This is a genomic window from Nostoc sp. DedSLP04, assembly GCF_034530775.1.
Classification (GTDB): Bacteria; Cyanobacteriota; Cyanobacteriia; order Cyanobacteriales; family Nostocaceae; genus Nostoc.
Map to the genome: position 1 here is coordinate 17,456 of NZ_JAVRCL010000057.1, position 21,030 is coordinate 38,485.

The window sequence follows — 21,030 nt, forward strand, 5'->3', positions numbered from 1 at the left end:
TCAACTTAAATTTTAATTGCTATTTTTTAGCTTTGTTGTGCTGTTTTAATGTAGGATTTTTTCTAACAATTGCATCTTCTACAAACAGTAAGTATGATTTTTACATCAGACTAGGAAATTTCTTGGAGAAAAAGTATCACAAATTAGCTAAATCATAGAATTAGTTGAGCTGGGAAAGAATTTTGAAGTTAACACTTCATTTACATTATGAGAGGAAGCTTAAAGCTACTACAGGTGAGCAAGAAGTCGCCATCCAGAAACGCCGTTGGCAAATTCATCAGAAGTAGCCTGCCCTAAATATCGTCAACTCATGATTTTTTTACTATAGTATTTATTTATACTATTGATTATTGAGAATGCAAAGCAAACTAGCATAGAAAAGTTTTTAATTCAGGATTATCAAAAACAGTTATTTAAATGTAACAACGGAAACAAAAATGTCAACATATTTATCTCAAGTTTGGCAGCTGCTGAGAAATTATGTTAGGGGTACAAGCTTACAAGAGATGCCAAAGGCCACATCCCTAGAAACTGAAGCAGTTTTACCTCTAGGAAAAAATATTAAAGAACCAGACAAAAGTGTTAGATTAGCTCAAGATAATTTGCAGGAATATTTATACTCTCCAAGACTGCAAAAAAGCTTAGAAAAATGGACAGTACCAAAGAACGGTTTGAGTTCTCAGATGGACGATCGCACATTGGGCACTTTATCCACTGAGTTTTGCTTTAAAGTATGCGATCGCCAGATGCATGAAGAGATTTATGATTTATTGGGCAATGCTGCCCTGAAACCTGAGATAGTCAAGCAACTGATGGAATTGGTTGTGACTGGTCAAAAAATTCGTCCAGAATTGCTTTTTGGGCGGCTAGAAGATTTTTATCGTCGCTGGTGTCAGGGAGAATTTATCGATGGCACACCAGATGATAACCTGCCTCAGCAAACAAAGTTAAAGCTAGCGGCACAAAATATTGCGATCGGGTTGAGACAGGTAGACATATATACAGGGCTGAACGTACTGATTTTATTACTAGAGTTACACCGTTACGCCCAAGGGCAAGATGAACTCAAACAAAAAATCAAATTCTACCCATCTGCCCAACCGGACACAGACAATTTTTTCACATCCCAACTGCTACGGATTATCAATTATAGCGATGCCCTGGAAATTGGCAACTTTAGCAGTATAGTTGGACAATTCCTCAAAGGCGGCAACTTTAGGGGTGCTTACCTCGGCGATGCCAACCTTACTGGGGCAGACTTTAGCGGTGCCGACCTTAGCCTTGCTTATCTCGGCGATGCCAACTTAACTGGCGTAAACTTCAGCGGTGCCAACCTTAGCGGTGCCAACCTCGGCGATGCCAACCTCAGCGGTGCCAACCTCAGCGGTGCCAACCTCAGCGGTGCCGACCTCAGTAGCACCAACCTCAGTGGTGCTAACCTTAGCTGTGCCAATCTTAACAGCGCCGACCTCAACCGCGCCGACCTTAGCAATACCAACCTTAGCCGCGCCGACCTTAGCCGCGCCGACCTCAACCGCGCCGACCTTAGCAGCACTAACCTCAGCCATGCTGACCTAAATAACGCCATCCTTTTCGGTGCAAATCTGAGTGAAGCCAACCTTAATAGCGTCAGCCTTAGCCATGCCGACCTTTGCCGCGCCGACCTCAGCGGTGCTGATTTGAGTCATGCCATCCTCAACGGTACTAATCTTAGTGACACAATTCTTTTCAGTACCAACCTCAGCAATGCTATCCTGGTTGCCGCAGACCTCAGCTATGCCAAACTTAATGGTGCCAAACTTAACAATGCCAGACTTAACGGTGCAATGTTCTTAGGTGCCGACCTCAGCGGTGTAGACCTGAGTCGGGTGATTCTCAATGAAGCTGACCTTAGCGGTGTGATTCTCAACGACGCCGACCTCAGTGGTGCTGACCTCACCGACGCGATCCTGTTTGGCACAGACTTCAGCTATGCCAACCTTAACAATGCTAACCTCAGTGGCAGTAACCTCAGTGGTGCTATCCTCAACGGCGCGGATCTCAGCCATAGCAACCTCAGTTACGCCATTCTGGGTGGTGCAGACCTTAGCGACGCTAATCTAGAAGAGATGATTTGGGGTAAAAAGCAGCAGTGGGAAGGCGTGCGAGGATTAGAAACGGCAGTTAATGTACCGGAGGCGTTGAAAGAAGAACTGGGACTGAATTGAGATGAGCAAGATTTTATACTAAACTTTAAAGAGCCAATACATTTATATATACGGTTCTCCGACCAATTAGTACAATGTCTAAGATAATTCTGAGGGTTTGTAGTAAGCACTTGAGTGCTTCTAGAATAAGGACTAAAATCCTTACTACGAACTTGCTTACCCATCAATTAAAACTTGACAGACTACCAAAAAGCCCCCAGATGAATCCAGGGGCTGGTAATTTTGGTTGCGATCGCATAACGACTGTAGGCGATCGCAATCTGCGGTAAATGCACTCTAAAATACTTAATTAATTACGGTGATTATTGCTGTAGTGAACCCTTGTACCAGCCCAAAGCAACTTCTCCCGTAGCGTCTGATAGTAGGAATTGTTCTCGCGCAAAATAATAAATTTAGCCCGACACTCTGCCATCCGCACATCAACACGGTGTCCAGGCCAAATTGAAGTTCCCAAAACCCCATCTGTCCACAGCTTAGTACTCAAATCGTAATCCCCCAAAGGCCAAATACTCACCACAGAACCAGGGGGTAAAACGAGAGGACGACTAGAAAGGCTCATTGCACAAATGGGAGTGATGGTAAGCGCCTCCATACCATCATGCATAATCGGTCCATTAGCAGAAACCGTATAACCAGTAGAACCTGTAGGAGTGGAAATAATCAACCCATCCCCGACGTATTGATCGACTACCTCACCATCGATTTCCATTTCCAGAATTGAGGTGATCATTCGGTCAGCGGAGGCGGGTTTGACACAGAATTCATTCAAAGCCAGGTAACGTTCGCTCACTGGTTCCAAATTAGATCCATGACCCTCATACACAGCAGCTTGTAACATCATCCGTCGTTGGATAGCATAGCGATCCTCAAACAGCCGATCCCAAACTTTCTCCGTATCCTGAAACTCTTCCACTGACTCAGTTAAAAACCCCAGATGGCCTCCTACATTCACTCCCAGAATTGGGATGCCAGCTGGGGCTAAATGTCTGGCACCAGTTAAAACAGTACCATCGCCACCGAGTACCAAAGCGAGATCGATTGGTTGAGCTGCTGAAGCCAAAAAGACTGGATAGGGGTTGTCTTTCGGCCCGCTAGGCCCCATCAACACATGGCACTCGCGGCTTTCTAGTTGTTTCGCACAGATTTCTGCCCATTGTTTACTCCGGGCATCCCGCGCTTTATAAGCAATGATTACCTGCTTGAGTTGCACGCACAATTACCACTTCAGGAGATTAAACTGCTCCATATCGACGGTATCGCGGTTGCGATAAATGGCCAGCACGATCGCTAAACCCACCGCCGCCTCGGCTGCGGCCACGGTAATCACAAATACTGTGAAAACCTGACCCTTAATTAATGTTGAGTCGAGGAAGTTGGAAAATGCCATTAAATTCAGATTAACAGCATTGAGCAGTAATTCAATTGACATCAGCACCCGCACAGCGTTGCGGCTAGTAATTAAACCGTAGATGCCAATGCAGAATAAAGCTGCTGCTAGTAATAAAAAGTACTGGAGTTGCATGAATCTGGGTATCCCTCCTGAAAAAATCTGGCTGTTTATCTGCGGCTCAGGTTGCAAATATTACTCTTTTGTTTCGCTAGTTGTTGATACTAGTTCTCTGGGGCGTTCTTGCAAAGTCAAAACAGTTTGCCCCAGTTTGGATGGTGTCAACAGGTCTGGCAAATACTCGCGGCGTGCCAAAATAATTGCTCCTACCATTGCTATCAGCAGCAAAATGGAAGCTAGTTCAAAAGGTAGTAAAAAGTCAGTGAAGAAATGTTCTCCAATTAAAACTATAGAACTTTCGCCACCTGCCACAGGAGCAGCTGAGTAAGCCCAAGGAGTAGCCAGCACCATCGTACTTAAAAGACCAAACAATCCTACACTGACTACACCCGTAAGTGCTTTCCGCACCCAAGAGTTGGGAAATGCTACAAAATTCTGCCGTTTGTTCACCAACATAATGGCAAACAAAATCAGTACGTTAACCGCCCCAACGTAAATTAGTATTTGTGCAGCCGCAACAAAATCAGCATTTAGCAACAGGTACATTCCCGCTATGCTGATAAACACACCCCCCAGCAAAAAGGCAGAATAGACGATGTTGGAGAACAGCACCACACCAATGGCTGCCCCAATCATCATCACGCCCAGTATGCCAAGTGATACTAACTGTACTCCTTCTGCTAGATTCACTGTTTTTTGTCCTTAGTCAATTGTCATTGGTCATTGGTCATTGGTCATTAGTCATTGGTCATTAGTTATTAGTCAAATAACAAAGGACAAATGACAATGGACAAATGACATTTATTTTTCTGTTTGTTCTACCAAGTCTTCTGGACGCGCACCTGCACGTGGCGCATCTGCGGGCAGTCCATGTGGTTCGAGGACGCCTTTGGGTAGGTAAACTAGTTCGCGCAGTGGTGTCACCATTGGGTCATCTGTTACTTTATACGGCAGACGACCTAGCGCTACGTTGTCATAGTTCAATTCATGGCGATCGTAAGTGGAAAGCTCATATTCTTCTGTCATCGATAGACAGTTAGTGGGGCAAAATTCCACACAATTACCGCAAAAGATACAAACTCCAAAGTCAATGCTGTAGTGGTTGAGTTTTTTCTTTTTGCTGGCTTTGTCGAATTCCCAATCTACTACAGGTAGGTTAATTGGACAAACGCGAACGCAAACTTCGCAAGCGATGCACTTATCAAATTCAAAATGAATCCTACCGCGAAACCGTTCGCCAGGAATTAGTTTTTCGTAAGGGTACTGTACAGTAATTGGACGCCGCCGCATGTGGTCGAAGGTAACAGAAAGACCCTGACCAATGTAACGCGCAGCTTGTACTGTTTCTTTGGCGTAATCGCCAACTTGTTTTAGGAACTTTAGCATTGTGCTTCACTCTCTCTTTTTAAGCTATCAGCGTTATTTGTCCCTTGTCCTTCGTCCTTGGTCTTTTGTCATTAGTCATTTGTGTATGCTAATGACTAATGACTAACCACCAAAAGCGAAGGGAAAGGCTAGTTTCAGGGCGGCCGTTAATAGAAGATTAACCAAACCAACTGGTAACAAAAACTTCCATCCTAAATCTAACAGTTGGTCAATCCTTACCCGTGGCACTGTCCAGCGCAACAGGATGGCGACAAACACTAGTAAATAAGCTTTGAACACAGTCATGGTGATACCCAAAGCCGCAGTTACTATCTGGAACACGGGATTTAATTCACTAACTCCCAGCCAACCAGCGATGAGGTTGAGGGGAATAGGAAAGTCCCAACCGCCCAGGTAGAGAATTGCTACTAGTAAGGAAGAAAGGATTAAGTTAACGTATGAACCCAGGTAGAACAGACCAAATTTCATGCCTGAGTATTCAGTCTGATAGCCTGCGACGATTTCTTCTTCCGCTTCGGGTAAGTCAAAGGGTAATCGTTCGCATTCAGCGAGGGCAGCTATCCAAAAGATCAGAAAACCAATTGGTTGTCGCCAAATGTTCCAGCCCAGAATGCCGTAGCCAGACTGCTGATTGACAATATCAACGGTGTCGAGGCTATTAGACATCATAGCGATCGCTAATACCGCCAGCGCCAAAGGAATTTCATAACTAATAGATTGCGCTGCTGCCCGCAAGCCCCCTAAGAGGGAGTATTTGTTATTAGATGCGTAGCCAGCCATCAGCAAGCCAATGGGTTGAATGCTTGACAAGGCAATCCACAAGAATACGCCCATGCCCACATTGCTAATTACGATATTCTGTCCAAAGGGCACAATCAGGAACGACAGAAATACCGGAATTACAACAATAATGGGGCCGAGGGTAAACAGCCAGGGGTCAGACTTGGCTGGTACTATATCTTCTTTAAATACTAGCTTCAGACCATCCGCTACAGGCACCAGCAACCCAAAAGGCCCCTGGTATTCTGGGCCAATTCGCTGCTGTGCGGAGGCAGAAATTTTCCGTTCTAGCCAAGTAGCAACTAATACCCCCACTGTTGCTCCAATCAGCATCAGTATCATTGGCAGTGGCATCCAAATCGCTTTGGCTGTTCCTGCTGGTATACCTAAATCCCGGAGGGATTCAATAAAAGTTCCTTGGAGGTCAATTCCTGAATTCATGTTTGGTGCTCTTTAAGACATAGAGTCATGGTGAATTACAACTATTAGTTAAATTAATACCTGTAAATTCACCCATTTTTAATTTTTGCTGTAATGACGCCCGATTGAAGATTTGTTGCCAATTCCCATGCCTAGTATATCGTTGGATGGTTTGACCACCCTGAAGCGAGATGAGAATTCTACTTATGGTTGGCATTGAGATTGACTATTCAGAGAGCACAGGGACAACGGGAGGCAGGGGAGGCAGGGGAATTATTGATTATTACCAATGCAATGCCCCATGCCCAATGCCCATTTACCGTTGCTCAATGGGAGTATAAGTAACTTCGTGCAGACCGTTGTAAACCTGGGTAGGACGGAAAATCCGGTTTTCTGCTAGTTGTTCTTTCCAATGGGCTAGCCAACCGGCAACGCGAGCGATCGCAAATATTGGTGTAAACAAGTCGGTAGGAATCCCCATCTTCCTATATACCAAACCAGAATAAAAGTCAATATTGGGATAAATCCCTTTGCTACCAAGTTTTTCCTCTACCACTCGTTCCATTTCTTGAGCAATGTCATAGAACTTGTCATGCCCAAACTTTTCAAACAATTGCTCTGCTAGTCCTTGTAAAATTATGGCTCGTGGGTCTTTCACTTTATACACACGATGTCCAAAGCCCATAATCTTAGATTTAGTTTCCAGACAATGCTCTATGTAGGGACGGACATTTTCCACAGAGCCAATTTTTTCCAACATCTGAATTACTTCTTCATTGGCTCCACCATGCAGAGGCCCGCCCAAAGTTCCCACAGCACTAGCAACTACAGCGTAAGGATCGGTTAAGGTGGAAGCTGTCACCCTGGCACTGAAAGTAGAAGCATTCATTGTATGCTCAACTTGAAGTATCAAGCAGATATCAAAAACTCGCGCCATCAGAGGATCGGGTTCTTTCTCATCAAGCATGTATAGAAAGTTGGCGGAGTAGTCTAAGTCATCACGGGGACGCACGGGATCGTTGCCTTTTCGCATCAGTTGGAACGCCGCCACCATTGTAGGAATGGTTGCTATCAGGCGCACTACTGAATCTCGAATGTAGACAGGATTATGTAAATCCCGAAGCGAATAAAACAAGCCTAAAGCCGCAGCGGAGGCTTGCAAGGCATCCATTGGGTGGCCGCTTTCTGGAAAGCATTTCATCATGTCCCGAATCCGGTACTTTATCCGCCGGTGGTAACGAACTTCATGCTCAAATGTTTCCAGTTCTTCTTTGCTTGGCAGTTTACCCCAGATTAAGAGATAAGCAGTTTCTAGGAATGTACTTTTTTCTGCTAATTCCTCAATCCTAATGCCACGATATTCTAGTATTCCCTTTTGCCCATCAACATAGCTGATACTTGATTGAGCGGCGGGAATGCCTTCTAGACCAGGCTTGTATTCGCACACCATCATGGCAACACCATTTGCTTTTTGAAATATCTGCTGGAGGTAACATTACCAGAAATTTATTGTCGCCATAACAGTAGCCGTTCTAACAACAATCGAAAATGTTGAAAAACTGTTACAGCAGGTACTTGGGTGGTGTCAACCAAAACATCTGACTCCGACCCAGAGGAGAACCTGTTTCTGGTAGTTTTATCCCAATCATACCTGCTTTTTTCAAGACAAAACTTTCTTTGACTTCTCCCCACAGGAGAATTTCTGCCCAATTGGTTAAATCAGGTTCGTGTCCAACCAGCGCCAGTTGTGTATTTTGGGAATAATTTCTTGGCTCTAACCACTCTTTTAGCCAACTAGAAATTTGACCGTCGTGGGCGAGGTGGCTAGATTCCTCTAACTGGGAGCTTAGTTTTTCTGCTATGAGGATTTCAGCCGTTTGGCGCGCCCGCACTAAGGGACTGGTGAGAATTAAATCAAAGTTTAAACCTAATTTAACAAGTTTCTGGGCAACTTTCTCAGTTTTTTGCCTTCCTTCTTTGGTTAGGTTGCGCTCCTCATCTTTGATGCCTAATCCCTTGTCTTCGGCGATGCCATGACGAATTAAGTATAGTTCCATACTTTGTATTGTGAGCGATTCAGTTAGGCTGCTCTTAGGCTAATGTTAGAACGCTATCCACCACTTAGCAATCTGTCATACTCTGGATGCGATCCAATCCAAAACCATACAAAATTTTCATCTTCTTTTACAGCAAGCGCCCGATAATATATACCAATACGCACTGACCGACTTTTTTGAAATGCAATGATGGATACTTAGGATCTTCCCGAAGCAACTCATAACATCGGTCAGCAAGCTGTTGGATATCAATTGGTAACTGGCGATAGTAATACCAAAAATCAGGGGTTGCTCGATGTTTCACAGATCGGTGCAACGCCCTTCTCGGAGATGTTTGAGTGCTTTTTTTGCCAATGCATCTAACCGACCAGCAGCGACATCTTCTTCAATCTGTTTATCCCAGGATGCTGCATCGAATTCTGCAAACCAGGTACGAAATGCGGCGAGATCCTCTGGTGAAAGTAGACTAACAGCGAATTCGACGTTTATAACCTCTTCGTCGTTTACGTTTAATTCTTTCTTTAGTTTCTCATTTATTATTAATTCTTGCGCTAAAAGAAGGCTTGTCTGATTGATTAAATTTCTCCTTAATTCTTCTCGTTTATCCAAGGATGCTGCATCGAATTCCGCAAACCAGGCACGAAAAGCAGCTAGCTCCTCTGATGAAAGTTGACTAATAGCGAGTTCGACTGTCCATTTTCCTGATAATTCACGAACCAAATTGTCAAAATTATGTACAACTGGCAAATTTAGGTTTTCAATATATCCGTGAGCAAGCCGATTCCAAACTTCAAAACAAGCTTGAGCAAGCTCGAATTGAGAGATTGATAACTCTCCCAAAGAGTACAGATGTCTTAGTAATCCTATAACTGGGAAACGTTCAATAGGAATTGAAACATCGACTGCTCGCTTTCTTAAAGCCCCTTCAAATATACTCCACATCAAAAGAAAAGCAGGCTCAATTTCATCATTTTCAATAAGCTTATGTGCTTGGATAAGCCGATGGGTTAGCTCTTGCCATGAAGGAAATTGTTCGGATGTTCCAGGTAATGACTTAGCTTCTATGTCTTCAAGTGTTAGCAATAAAAAACGCCAGCCTGGATGTTTACTCACTTCCTCTGCTAAAGCCTGTAAACGATCAACTGACATTCGGCTGAGGCTGGTTTTTACTTCAATTATCAAACCTGAGTCGTCTTTAATAGCAATCATATCTGGCTGGTAGTTACCCAACTCGAATGGTAATTCATCTGTTTTAGGTTCAATGGAAACACGAAATCCTTGGCTTTCGTACTTCTCTGCCAGAGATTTTACTTTTTCATCATATAGAGTTTTAGTATTGTTAATCATAAGTATTTTTCCAGTGGTTGAGATTCACTCACTTTTACATAAACACACTCTTTACCTGTGATTACAGCACGCTGTAATAATGAAGGTAGATTTCTAATATCAATCGGGTCAGATATAAATCTACGATGACTATCTACATCTGATACTAAATTATCATCTTCAAAAACTAAGTTTACAAGTGCATCCTGAATTGGCTTGATAATGTTATCAGTGTCAGCCGGGAACTCATCACAAAGGTAAACTAGCGTTAGTTGTAGATCACCTTGTTTAATGACGCTGCGATCTTTCCAAAGTTTTTGAGCTTCAACGCGTACAAAATTTTTCCATGCCTGAAGGTTTTCTTTTTTCTTTGTCTGTAACGAAACAGGTCGTCTGGGAATGAGAAATTCAAAAGGTATTATTCGCATCCCAAGTGCATATCTTTATAATTAGTTAACAAAGTTACAGCAATTTTCACAGATGATTACTCATCATATTGAACATATCTACATTTATACAAAAATTCTACATGGTTATTTGTCAGCGTTAGGATAAAAGTCTAAGTCTAAAATCTCATCGACAGAAAAGGGACAAGCGATCGCAAAATTATCTTCTGATAAACCAGTTTCCACCATTGCCTCTCGCCGCGCTCTTTGATAAATAGTATTAATCCACTCGGCATCATTTAAAAAACGCTGCAAGCTAGGACTTTCTTGCAGTAATTCATCTATATTTAGTCGCTCACGGGTAATGGTCACTTGCCAACTGCGACTGCGGCGTTCAGGTTGATACTTCCACTTCAGCAAATGTGATAACACCAACCGCAACGTACTTTGCAACGCCCGTTGTTGACTTTTACCCAAGTCCACCACTTCCTCAATTAAGTGTTCTAAATCCAGCGTGTCCCACTGGTGCGATCGCAAAAGCTCTGCTGTCCGCTCTACCCACGCACAAAAATCTTGTTCATACAGAGTTTGTAACATTTGCAGTTCTATAGACTTCATGGCGCTCCTTGTTCGTAAATAAAATAGGTAGGCGCGAGTTAATTTTATTTGTGCCTACCTACTTAACATTAAGCACGAACTACATCCTCAATCAGTTCAGCGTCTGTGAAAAGACCAAAATTCCCGACTTTTTAGAAAAGTCGGGAAATATGTTTATCACGAATGATTTACAGATACTATCTAACTAAACCCTTTCACTGCTGCATGAGTTAGGAGTTTTCCCCATCTCCTTTTCTCCCTACTCCGACTGGATCGGGTTGTCTCTAGGATTAACTAACCTCAACAGTTTTTGCTTAATTTGAGCATCGAATACTTCCCATTTCATTTTCGCATAAGCGGAATTTTCGTTGCTGCCAGATAAGAAGCCCATTGGAATTTCAAAGCCGCCTGCGCTTGTCCTTCCACCGCCGAAAAAGCGCCCTGTGCTATCTTGCCCAAAAGCTTCTTTGATGAATTCATCAGGGTCAAGGGTAAGTTTGCTAGTTCTCAGGGAGCCGATGACTATTTCCAGTTCTTCGTCTTCATCGTGAACAATGCCGTAAACTACGGCGGTGTGGACGTTTTCTTCGGTAACGAGAAAATCAGCCGCTTGGGGGATGGCGTCACGGTCTTCGTAGCGTAAGTAGCCAACACCAGCAATGGAAAAGTTATTTTGGACGATGCGGTTTTTCAGCGATCGCTCGATCACATCCATTACCCGCTTGGAACGGTTCGCCTGTAAAATGGCATTTAGCAGTTGAGCGTCATAAAATCGGCTTAAATACGCCGCTGCCATAAAATCTTCTTCTTGCGCTTGCATTAACCGATCTGTATCCGATCGCAAGCCATGCATCAAAGCAGTAGCGCATTTGACGTGTTGATTTATGCTGCTATCTAATGCTAATAATCCTGTTTGGAGGTATTGAGTAAAAATTGTTGCCGTCGCTCTTACGTAAGGACGGATATCTTCAAACTCTGATTGCAGATCGCCTTGGATGCTGTGATGGTCGACTAGTACCACTAAAGGAATTCCAGCCTGCTGCACTGCTGACAGTAGCTGTGAAGTGGTTCCCTGGTTGTCAATTAATACAAAACCTTGATAAGATGACAAATCTTTAGTTTTCAAGGTTTGCGTTGTCCAGCGTTGGATAGGTAAATTAGTCAGTCTTACCAAGGCAATATTTTCTTGATGGCTCAATGCACCAGCATAAATGATTTCACATTTGATATCATATTGCTGGGCAATTAACTGATAAGCCCAAGCGCAGGAAAGGGCATCAGGGTCAGGAAAATCTTGCAGAATTACCAGTTGGCGATCGTGTCGGTGTGCCAAAAGGGTTCTTTGCAGTTCTTCTGACTTTTGTTGTGCCAGAGAGTTACCACGGTTACTGAGATATATAGCTCCATCACCTACCGATGGCGGTAATGACGGACTCTTAAATGCAACTTCCACTGGCGCTTTCTCGATTTCAGGTTCCTCTGGGTTTGGCTCTGTGGTCAATGACAAACTCTCAAACTGAGTAACGGGAGAATTAAAGTACATAGGGAACTTTTTTTTAAGTGTGAGGCTCCTTTAATTCAGAAATACTTACGAGCAGCAATTCACTGAATTTAGCCACATTAATTACGATCTTCGCAAAAATATCAAGACATTGCACTATACATCTAAGTATATTTCTTGTCAGTAACACCGCTCAACATCAACTAACTTCCACTAAAGGGCATACAGCAAGGAAGTTTAGGATATCAGGCTGTATCTGGCAGCATAAATATGTTTTAGGAGTTTTGTTCTCTTTCGTAAATTCAATCAGGGAGATTTTTATCTAACTTAGGGTATACTTCCTATCTTATCCTTTAGAATTAGTCCTTGATATTTGAAATATTCTTATGCTTAATATTCTCATTATTGTGACTATTGAGCAATTAACAATTATTTTTGATGAATAACGTCTGTTTTGTATCCCCTTTGAAAATTCTGCTTCTGCAAATTTAGAGTAAAGTCCAATGGAAAAGGGCAAAAGACAGGGGGAGTAAAGAGCAAAAGGGAAACTCTATATACATACAACAAAATACATACAACAAATTTCAAAGCTTGATAGTTGATGCAATCATCTTTGTTGCAAGCCTATAGCTACCAATTTTTTAAAACTCCAATAACTTTAGTTATTGGTTATCTACTAAAGAAAGAGGGTATTTCTCCTTTTTTCTTTGCTCCTCTGTTTTTTGCTCAAAGACCTATAACATACTTTTGCCACTCTGTATGCAGTCCACTCTTAAGATGTTTGCTGACCTCGAAATAGAGACTGCTATAAGGTTGGCGCGGGGGATGACGCAAAGGCATGTGAGCTTCGTGGGGAGTCCGACTGCCTTTTTTGACATTGCAACGGACACAAGCGGTAACAATATTCTCCCAAGTATCGCCTCCGCCGCGCGATCGCGGTATTACATGGTCTAGTGTCAATTCATCCCCTGTGTAACCACAGTATTGACAGGCATGACCATCACGGTGCAATATATTTCGGCGAGTTAAAGGGATTTCTTTATAAGGAACGCGTACATAATGACGCAACCGGATCACGGTCGGCAACGGGAAATCCGTGTACAGAAATTTACCGTTGTGTTCCACGCGTTCTGCTTTGCCCTTGATTAAAAGAACTACAGCACGACGCCAACTCGTTATATTGAGAGGTTCGTAAGAGGCGTTTAAGACTAAAACCTTCCCCATTATTTGCGCTCAGGGTATGAGTTTTACAATATATTAACACAAATACACCCTGCTAGGGAGATGAGAAGAAATTATACTTTCGGAAGAATTTTAAAATTAAGTTATGAGTAAAGGGTCAAGAGTTAGGAGTGAAGAGTGAGGAGTTGAAAAGTCAAATTTATTACTTCATCAAAATTATTACTTAGACTGACGCAATCGCGCAGCGTCTCGTAGACAAGAACAAAGTGAAAAGTTGAGCCGTAAGATTTACTTCTAACTCATAACTCATAACTTCTAACTCATAACTTCTAACTCATAACTCATAACTCATAACTTTTACTTTAGCACCGTAACATCTTGTATCAGTTCCAATCTGAAGGTTAAACTTCCTATTTAATCTGATCTCGCTTTTAGGAGCGTGTATAGATAGATAACTTGAAAGTTTAGCCGTGGCGGGATAGGAGTCAGTACAAATGTTAAGTCGCAAACAAATCCCTGGTGTAGTTCCTAATCAACAATGCGATACCTACGCATGGTTTTCACAACGAGCTTGGGTAGAAATTGATTTAGAGGCGTTGTCGTACAATGTCAAGCAATTGGTGCAGTTTTTATCGCCGCGTACCCAGTTAATGGCAGTAGTAAAAGCTGATGCTTATGGACATGGAGCGGTAACAGTTGCCCAAATTGCCATCCAATCGGGAGCTAGTTGCCTGGGAGTGGCTACAGTTCCAGAAGCTATTCAATTGCGAGAAGGCGGGATTCAAGCGCCCATTTTGATTTTAGGGGCAACTCATACACTAGAGCAGATTCATGCGATCGCCCAATGGAAACTTCAGCCTACACTCTGTAGCCCTAAACAAGCTTTAGTATTTTCTGATACCTTAGAATCGATGAATCATGGTTCTCCAGTGCCCGTACATATTAAATTAGACACGGGAATGTCTAGATTGGGGACTGATTGGCGGCAAGCTGGCGAATTTGTGCAATTAGTGCAGCGCTTACCACATCTTGATATTGCCAGCATTTATTCTCATTTAGCGACAGCAGACGATCCCGATACCACAGCAATGGAAGAACAGCATAAACGATTTGAGGATGCGATCGCTCAAATCAAAGCAATGGGAATTGAACCGCCTTGCTTGCACTTGGCAAACTCAGCCGCCGCACTTACAAATCCAGCATTGCACTACGACATGGTGCGTGTAGGTTTAGCTGTTTACGGACTCTATCCAGCACCGCATTTACAAAATGCGATCGATCTCAAGCCTGTTTTGCAACTTAAGGCAAGAGTTACCCAAGTTAAAACAATTGCCGCAGGAACAGCTGTTAGCTATGGTCATAAATTTATTGCCCCGCGCGAACTTCGCCTTGCTGTTGTGGGAATTGGCTATGCTGACGGTGTTCCTCGCAGTCTTTCCAACAAAATGCAGGTGTTAATTCGCGGTCAGCGCGTGTCACAAATTGGGACAATTACAATGGATCAGTTAATGCTGGATGTAAGTGCCATACCCAATATCCAAGAAGGAGAAGTAGTCACCTTATTAGGAGAACAGGGAAAAGAACAAATTTCAGCGGATGACTGGGCAAAACAATTAAACACTATTTCTTGGGAAATTCTCTGTGGATTCAAGCATCGTCTGCCTCGTGTTGCAGTTATGTAATTGGGCATGGGGCATGGGGCATGGGGCATTGTTATTCTTTTTCAGCTTGCCAGTCCCCATTCCCTATTCTCAAAAATAATTTCTTATGGTATGATAATAAACTGATGCGGATGTGGCGGAATTGGCAGACGCGCTAGATTTAGGTTCTAGTTCCGAAAGGAGTGAAGGTTCAAGTCCTTTCATCCGCACTTTTGATAAATTAAATTGCCTTATCTAGGCTGGTACTTATACTTGAGTTAAAAGTTCAAGAATAGTTACCAGCCTATTTAAATATCCCTTAAATAAAAATATGTTTCGCCAGCATAGCTTCAAATACAAGAAGATATTTGAAAATTTGTTTGTGGTAAAATGCGCCTGTGAACAAGACAGGGAAAGACTTTTAACTTAATAAGTCTGTTCTCCAAATGATAGTAAATGTGTAAAAGTGCATAAGTCCTAGTGGATTTAATAACCTACAATTTTCGTAGGTAGGATGTGTTAGGGACATAACGTACCATTCTGAGAACTTTCAGTACCTATTCTCGGCGGTAAAACACTCTGCAAAAAATAAGTTTTGCATTCTGTTTGATCTAAATTATTAAATACAAATAATAAAAAATACATTTATTGCTTTCAATAAATAAGTGTTATTACTGTGGTCAATTTGAAGTTACTCGATGCAAAGTAGCTTCATTCAGTCCTTACTTGTTTAAAAAATAAATTTTAACTAAGTGTAAATACAGAAGCTCAAAGAGATCGCCATTAATAAAATCAGTATTATTCCTGTGGTCAGATTGGGGTTACTCAATGGAAAGTGGCTTCATCTAGTCTTGACATTTTTATGTCTTATTTCTCGAAAGATGTTGATAAATCTCAGTAACACTAAGTAGATTAATCACAATTTACGAATTTACTAAGATTTGCTCATCTGAAAATAACGCTACTCTCGTTGAGTTTCACCACAAACCTAGATGTAAACTGATGTACTTTAAAATGCAAAAGTTTAATGCTTTTTACTTGATTTTGATTGTGGAATAACTTTACACGAATTTAGCTTACACGTATCGAATTTTAGCTGAAGTAAAAGCAAAATGAGCACAACTCCTATAGGTAGCTACAGGTTGTTCCAGAAACTACATCCGCTATCTCTGTTGGCACAATTAACAAGTCGGCGTGCTACGGGTTGCTTAAGCGTATTTACCGGGATAGTTTCTTGGTCAATCTATCTAGAGGACGGTAAACTTACTTATGCCTCCTATTCAGATAAACTATTTGAGCGCCTTGACAGTCACTTACGGCGCTTGAGTCAGCAAATTCCTGCTCTCAACAGCGCCACTCGCGTGCAGATGCGGCTGATGTTTGAGACGAAGAATGAACATCAATCAATACCAAATGCGGATTACCAAGCTATTTGTTGGTTAGTAAATCAGGACTATATTACCTCTGTGCAAGCAGGAAGCCTGATAGACGAATTAGCAAAAGAAGTAATGGAATCATTTCTGTGTTTAAAAGAAGGTAGCTATGAATTCAGTCCAGAAAGCTCTTTGGATGAACTACCAAAGTTCTGTCACCTGGATTTAAGATTGCTTGTTGAACACTGTCAAAAACAGTTACGAAATCGGCAAAATATTCAGTCATCAATTCCGGCTGGTGGGAGTTCGCAAGTTTTTTCTACAACACAATCGTCTCAAGTTCAGCCACATCTGCAAATCAAGATTGGGCAAAATTTACCAATACCAATCAATTTTGATATTCCTGAGAATCAGACAATTACTCAGCCACCTGTTGGCAAAAAACTATATACAATTGCCTGCATTGATGATAGCCAAACTGTTTTGAATTCTATTAAGCACTTTTTAGATGAAAACACATTTTCAGTTGTAACGATCAACGATCCGGTAAAAGCTTTAATGCAAATTCTACGGAGTAAGCCCGATCTGATTTTGCTAGATGTTGAAATGCCAAGTTTAGATGGCTATGAACTATGTTCATTATTACGTAAACATTCAGCCTTTAAAAATACACCGATCGTTATGGTGACTGGTAGAACAGGATTTATCGACAGGGCAAAGGCTAAAATGGTCAGATCGTCAGGATATTTGACTAAGCCTTTTACACAATCAGAATTGCTAAAAATGGTTTTTAAGCATCTTGGTTGATTGAAATAAGGCAAATAAAAATAACAAAATATGTTTAATTTATTTTTTTAGGAGATTTGATAGTGAGCCTGACTTTGCTTGGCACAATTTTGATTGTAGAAGATTCTCCCAGCGAATTGGAATTAATGAGCCATTATCTTAAAGAGAGTGGTTACAACGTAATTAAAGCAAGTGGTGCAAAAGAGGGTTTAGAAAAAGCTGTGTTAGAAAAACCAGATGCAATCGTTACTGATGTAGTAATGCCAGAAATGAGTGGATTTGAATTGTGTCGTTCTCTGAGAAGAAATCCAATTACTGCAAAAGTACCGATTGTGGTTTGTAGTTCTAAAAATCAAGAAATTGATCGTTTGTGGGCGATGAGACAAGGTGCAGATGCCTATATAACTAAACCTTACACCCGCGAACATCTCCTACGTACTATTAAATCAGTGGTAATTTTAATCAATGACTAGTACAAACATTATTCTTTCTTCAAAACCAACGCCAAATAATTTAGCAGATAGTTATCTGAAGTTTCAGCTAAATCAACAAACTACTGCTGTTTTATCAATGAAGCATACGCAAGAAGCAATTCTTGTGCCTGTTGAATCTATTACGTCAATACCGAATATGCCATCCTGCATATTAGGATTAATGAATTGGCGGAGTCGGATAATTTGGGTAGTTGATTTACCAAGAATGCTCAATTTAGAATCCCTAGATTATCGACTGCGACAATACAATGCGATCGTTATCCAAGTGGAATCATTGGTGTTGGGATTAGTTGTACAAGAAATAAAAGGTACAACCAAGTTCATAGTTGATGATATTCATTCTCCTATCGGACAAGTGACATCCAGTTTAGTTCCTTATTTATGTGGGTGCGTTGTGCAACAGGAAGAAATATTACTGGTATTAGATGCACAGGCGATTGTACAATCTTCTATTCTCCGCAGTGATTAGGTTTTACTACTAAAAACAGCTTTTTAGTGTTCTTATTCACATACTTAGGAGAACTACTTTTATGTTTAATAAAACTAACACGAATCAAGGTAATAACGCTCAAAATCGAGCATCGCTGATTTCATCTCAAAAAGCCATTGGAACTGTAGTAAAGCTACCAACTAAGCTGACTACTGAAAGTGCTAATAATTCTTCTTGGAATCAGGGGATTGCCTATTTTACCAGGCTGGGATTGGTTAAGAAAGCGACTATTTTAGCGATCGCAATTGGTACAATACCAGTTTTGGGCATCGGTGCGATCGCTTTTGGTTTGGCCAACAAATCCATTACTAAGCAAATTACCCAATCTCAACAAGCTGAAGCCACTGGCTTGAGTGATAAAGTTAACCGCTTTATGCTGGGACGCTACGGTGATATTCAAGTAATATCAAACTTACTATTTTTGACAAATTCTCAAGCTAGTATTAGTACTCAAGAAAAGCAAGCAGTTTTAGATCGGGTTGTCGAAGCCTACAAAGCTTATGACAGTATTGCTGTTTTCGATCGCCAAGGTAACTTGATTGTCCAGTCTACAGGCGAACCCCTGGAAAATCAAAAAGACCGCACCTTTTTTCAAGACGCTTTACAAAAAGATACTCCTGTCATCAGCAAACCGGAAGCAGCAAATACTGGTGTCGTGAGTATTTATCTAGCCGCACCTGTGAAAGAGACAAGAACGGGTCAAACTATTGGCGTGGTACAAGCACGTATGCCCGTAAAATCTTTAGAGGAAGTTACCAAAAACTACGCAGCCAACGGACAACAATACTATTTGCTTGATGCTGCGGGAACAGTTTTCTTGAGTCCCCAAAAGGAATTATTGGGGAAAGAGGCCAAGGCAGAGTATTCTAATTTACCTAAACTGTTAGCAGCTAGAAAGGTAAATAGTTTTATAGAAGTTCCGAAAACTCAGAAAAAACAAGAACTAGTCAGTTATGTACCAGCTAGTACCTTAGATGGCTTACCCGATCTAAATTGGCAGGTACTTTTAGCTACAGATACTGCAACTGTATTTGAGCCGCAAAGACAATTGTTGTGGACTATAGCCATCGGTACAGCAGTGACAGCACTGATTGTGGGTGCGATCGCATCTCGGTTAGCTAAACTGACTACACTACCAATTCTCAATGCAACTGCGGCATTAGCAAAGTTAGGTCAAGGTAAATTTAATACCCGTCTGGAAATTGAAAGAGAAGACGAATTAGGGGTATTGAGTGCAAATATCAACCTGATGGCCGAACAATTGCAGGTTTTAGTTAAAGAAGAGCAGCAGGAACTAGACGTTGAAGGGACAAAATTACTAGCAGATATTACCCTACGGATTCGGAAAGTTCTTAAAACTGAAGATATTTATCACGCAGCAGTCAAAGAAGTTCAGCGAATCCTCAAAACAGACCGGGTAATCATTTATAGTCTGAATCCAGGAACTTCGACTGGCGTTGTCGTTGCGGAATCGGGAACTGATAATTGGCCCAAAATGTTGGGAGTGCAAATTGACGACCCTTATTTTCAAGAACATTATCTAGAAAGCGATCGCAATGAACAAGTGCAAGTAGTTGCCGATATTCATCAAGACCAAAGCTTGAAAAATGCCGACAGTTACATCCAACTGTTGGAAAAATTTGCTGTCAAAAGTCATTTAATTGTACCGATTCTTGCCCAAGAAAAACTTTTAGGCTTATTAATTGCTCATCATTGCGAAACTCCTCGTGTTTGGCAACAGTCGGAAATTGACTTGTTTCAACAGATAGCAACTCAAGTCGGCTATGCCTTAGAACAAGCCAAGTTATTAGAAGAGATCGAAAAAGTCAGAAATGTAACTATAAGTGGGTCAGACGAAACACTGCAACAACAACTTTTACAACTACTCAACGACGTAGAAGGTGCAGCCAGAGGCGATTTGACAGTGCGTGCAGACGTAACTGCTGGGGAAATCGGCACTGTTGCCGACTTCTTCAACTCCATTGTGGAAAGCCTCCGGGATATTGTTACCCAAGTTAAACAAGCTGCCATCCATGTAAATAGTGCCATTGGCTCTAACGAAGGAGCCATCCGCCACCTAGCAGAAGAAGCGCTAACCCAAGCTGCCGAAATCAACCGCACCCTTGATGCTGTTGACCACATGACCCAATCTATGAAAGCCGTAGCCGAAAGTGCCGAAAAAGCTGCCTTCATTGCTAACCATGCTGCTCACACCGCCACCAATAGTGGACACGCGATGGATTTGACAGTACAAAATATCCTCTCTTTGCGGGAAACTGTGGGTGAAACTGCTAAGAAAGTGAAACGTTTGGGAGAGTCTTCGCAACAAATTTCTCGCGTGGTTTCCTTGATTAACCAAATTGCGATTCAAACCAACTTGCTTGCCATTAACGCCGGTATTGAAGCAGCACGTGCGGGTGAAGAAGGTCAAGGTTTTGCTGTAGTGGCTGAAGAAGTAGGCGAACTAGCAGTTAGGAGTGCCGCCGCAACCCAAGAAATTGAACAAATTGTTGAAAATATCCAACGAGAAACCAGTGAAGTAGTGCAAGCAATGGAAATAGGCACTACCCAAGTGGTAGAAGGTACTCGAATTGTGGAGGAGGCTAAACAAAGTTTGAGTGAAATTTTGGATGTATCTTCTCAAATTGACTCCTTAGTGCAGTCGATTTCCACCGCGACTGCATCTCAGGTTGAAACATCCCAAAGTGTTAGCCAATTGATGAAAGATATCGCTGCTATATCACAACGTAGCAGCGATTCTTCTCGCCAAGTTTCTGAATCTCTGCAACAAACTGTGGATATTTCCCAACAGTTGCAAGAGACTGTCGAGGCTTTCAAAGTTAGTTAATGTTTGTCATTTGTCATTTGTCCTTTGTCCTTTGCGATTTGCTAGTGATG

18 protein-coding genes, 1 tRNA gene and 1 pseudogene are annotated in these 21,030 nt (G+C 41.9%); 7 read left to right on the forward strand and 13 right to left on the reverse strand.

What is annotated here, in order from left to right; all coding sequences use genetic code 11:
- The first annotated feature begins 437 nt into the window (after positions 1-437).
- On the forward strand, positions 438-2,207 hold the full coding sequence (locus tag RMX89_RS26320; RefSeq protein ID WP_322691005.1) for a pentapeptide repeat-containing protein: 1,770 nt from the start codon (positions 438-440) through the stop codon (positions 2,205-2,207).
- A 289-nt stretch (positions 2,208-2,496) separates the two neighbouring features.
- Here the strand turns inward: RMX89_RS26320 and RMX89_RS26325 are convergent, their stop codons facing one another.
- The 13 genes and pseudogenes from RMX89_RS26325 to RMX89_RS26385 form a co-directional block, all read right to left on the reverse strand.
- Complete coding sequence (locus RMX89_RS26325; RefSeq protein ID WP_322672192.1) at positions 2,497-3,417, reverse strand: NAD(+) kinase; 921 nt, start codon at positions 3,415-3,417, stop codon at positions 2,497-2,499.
- Between the two features lie 6 nt (positions 3,418-3,423).
- Positions 3,424-3,729 (reverse strand): NADH-quinone oxidoreductase subunit NuoK, encoded by a 306-nt coding sequence (gene nuoK, locus RMX89_RS26330; protein ID WP_006199065.1) that lies wholly within the window; start codon positions 3,727-3,729, stop codon positions 3,424-3,426.
- Between the two features lie 60 nt (positions 3,730-3,789).
- A complete protein-coding gene (locus RMX89_RS26335) occupies positions 3,790-4,404 on the reverse strand; it encodes an NADH-quinone oxidoreductase subunit J (RefSeq protein ID WP_322672193.1) in 615 nt (204 codons plus the stop codon).
- A gap of 111 nt (positions 4,405-4,515) precedes the next feature.
- Positions 4,516-5,100, reverse strand: a complete 585-nt coding sequence (ndhI, locus tag RMX89_RS26340) for an NAD(P)H-quinone oxidoreductase subunit I (protein WP_229462911.1) — start codon at positions 5,098-5,100, stop codon at positions 4,516-4,518.
- Between the two features lie 102 nt (positions 5,101-5,202).
- On the reverse strand, positions 5,203-6,321 hold the full coding sequence (nuoH, locus tag RMX89_RS26345; RefSeq protein ID WP_194045704.1) for an NADH-quinone oxidoreductase subunit NuoH: 1,119 nt from the start codon (positions 6,319-6,321) through the stop codon (positions 5,203-5,205).
- 295 nt (positions 6,322-6,616) lie between these two features.
- Positions 6,617-7,753, reverse strand: coding sequence for a citrate synthase (locus RMX89_RS26350; RefSeq protein WP_322672194.1), 1,137 nt, complete (start codon positions 7,751-7,753; stop codon positions 6,617-6,619).
- Between the two features lie 109 nt (positions 7,754-7,862).
- Complete coding sequence (sixA, locus tag RMX89_RS26355) at positions 7,863-8,357, reverse strand: phosphohistidine phosphatase SixA (RefSeq protein WP_322672195.1); 495 nt, start codon at positions 8,355-8,357, stop codon at positions 7,863-7,865.
- 53 nt (positions 8,358-8,410) lie between these two features.
- Positions 8,411-8,661 (reverse strand): annotated as a pseudogene (locus tag RMX89_RS26360) (hypothetical protein).
- A complete protein-coding gene (locus RMX89_RS26365; RefSeq protein ID WP_322691006.1) occupies positions 8,658-9,704 on the reverse strand; it encodes a hypothetical protein in 1,047 nt (348 codons plus the stop codon). Before RMX89_RS26365 ends, RMX89_RS26360 begins: the two are co-directional and overlap by 4 nt.
- A complete protein-coding gene (locus tag RMX89_RS26370; RefSeq protein WP_322672198.1) occupies positions 9,701-10,111 on the reverse strand; it encodes a RusA family crossover junction endodeoxyribonuclease in 411 nt (136 codons plus the stop codon). The genes RMX89_RS26365 and RMX89_RS26370 overlap by 4 nt, the downstream gene beginning before the upstream one ends.
- A gap of 105 nt (positions 10,112-10,216) precedes the next feature.
- Complete coding sequence (locus RMX89_RS26375) at positions 10,217-10,687, reverse strand: DUF29 domain-containing protein (RefSeq protein WP_322672199.1); 471 nt, start codon at positions 10,685-10,687, stop codon at positions 10,217-10,219.
- Between the two features lie 238 nt (positions 10,688-10,925).
- The gene (locus RMX89_RS26380) at positions 10,926-12,209 is read right to left on the reverse strand and encodes a bifunctional oligoribonuclease/PAP phosphatase NrnA (RefSeq protein WP_322672200.1); all 1,284 of its coding nucleotides are present in this window, start codon (positions 12,207-12,209) and stop codon (positions 10,926-10,928) included.
- A 684-nt stretch (positions 12,210-12,893) separates the two neighbouring features.
- A complete protein-coding gene (locus RMX89_RS26385; RefSeq protein WP_094349059.1) occupies positions 12,894-13,391 on the reverse strand; it encodes an HNH endonuclease in 498 nt (165 codons plus the stop codon).
- A 452-nt stretch (positions 13,392-13,843) separates the two neighbouring features.
- On the opposite strand from RMX89_RS26385, the gene alr reads away from it, so the two are divergent.
- From alr to RMX89_RS26415, 6 genes are all read left to right on the forward strand, one after another.
- Positions 13,844-15,031: an alanine racemase gene (gene alr, locus RMX89_RS26390; RefSeq protein ID WP_322691007.1), complete on the forward strand. Its 1,188-nt coding sequence runs from the start codon at positions 13,844-13,846 to the stop codon at positions 15,029-15,031.
- 106 nt (positions 15,032-15,137) lie between these two features.
- Positions 15,138-15,219, forward strand: a tRNA-Leu gene (locus tag RMX89_RS26395).
- Positions 15,220-16,101: 882 nt separating this feature from the next.
- Positions 16,102-17,169, forward strand: a complete 1,068-nt coding sequence (locus RMX89_RS26400) for a response regulator (RefSeq protein ID WP_322684775.1) — start codon at positions 16,102-16,104, stop codon at positions 17,167-17,169.
- 62 nt (positions 17,170-17,231) lie between these two features.
- Positions 17,232-17,621 carry a response regulator gene (locus RMX89_RS26405; protein ID WP_322672203.1) on the forward strand — a complete coding sequence of 130 codons (390 nt, stop codon included), beginning with the start codon at positions 17,232-17,234 and terminating at the stop codon, positions 17,619-17,621.
- Positions 17,614-18,111, forward strand: a complete 498-nt coding sequence (locus tag RMX89_RS26410) for a chemotaxis protein CheW (protein WP_322672204.1) — start codon at positions 17,614-17,616, stop codon at positions 18,109-18,111. The genes RMX89_RS26405 and RMX89_RS26410 overlap by 8 nt, the downstream gene beginning before the upstream one ends.
- Positions 18,112-18,172: 61 nt before the next feature.
- Positions 18,173-20,980, forward strand: a complete 2,808-nt coding sequence (locus RMX89_RS26415; RefSeq protein ID WP_322691008.1) for a methyl-accepting chemotaxis protein — start codon at positions 18,173-18,175, stop codon at positions 20,978-20,980.
- Positions 20,981-21,030: the final 50 nt, after the last annotated feature.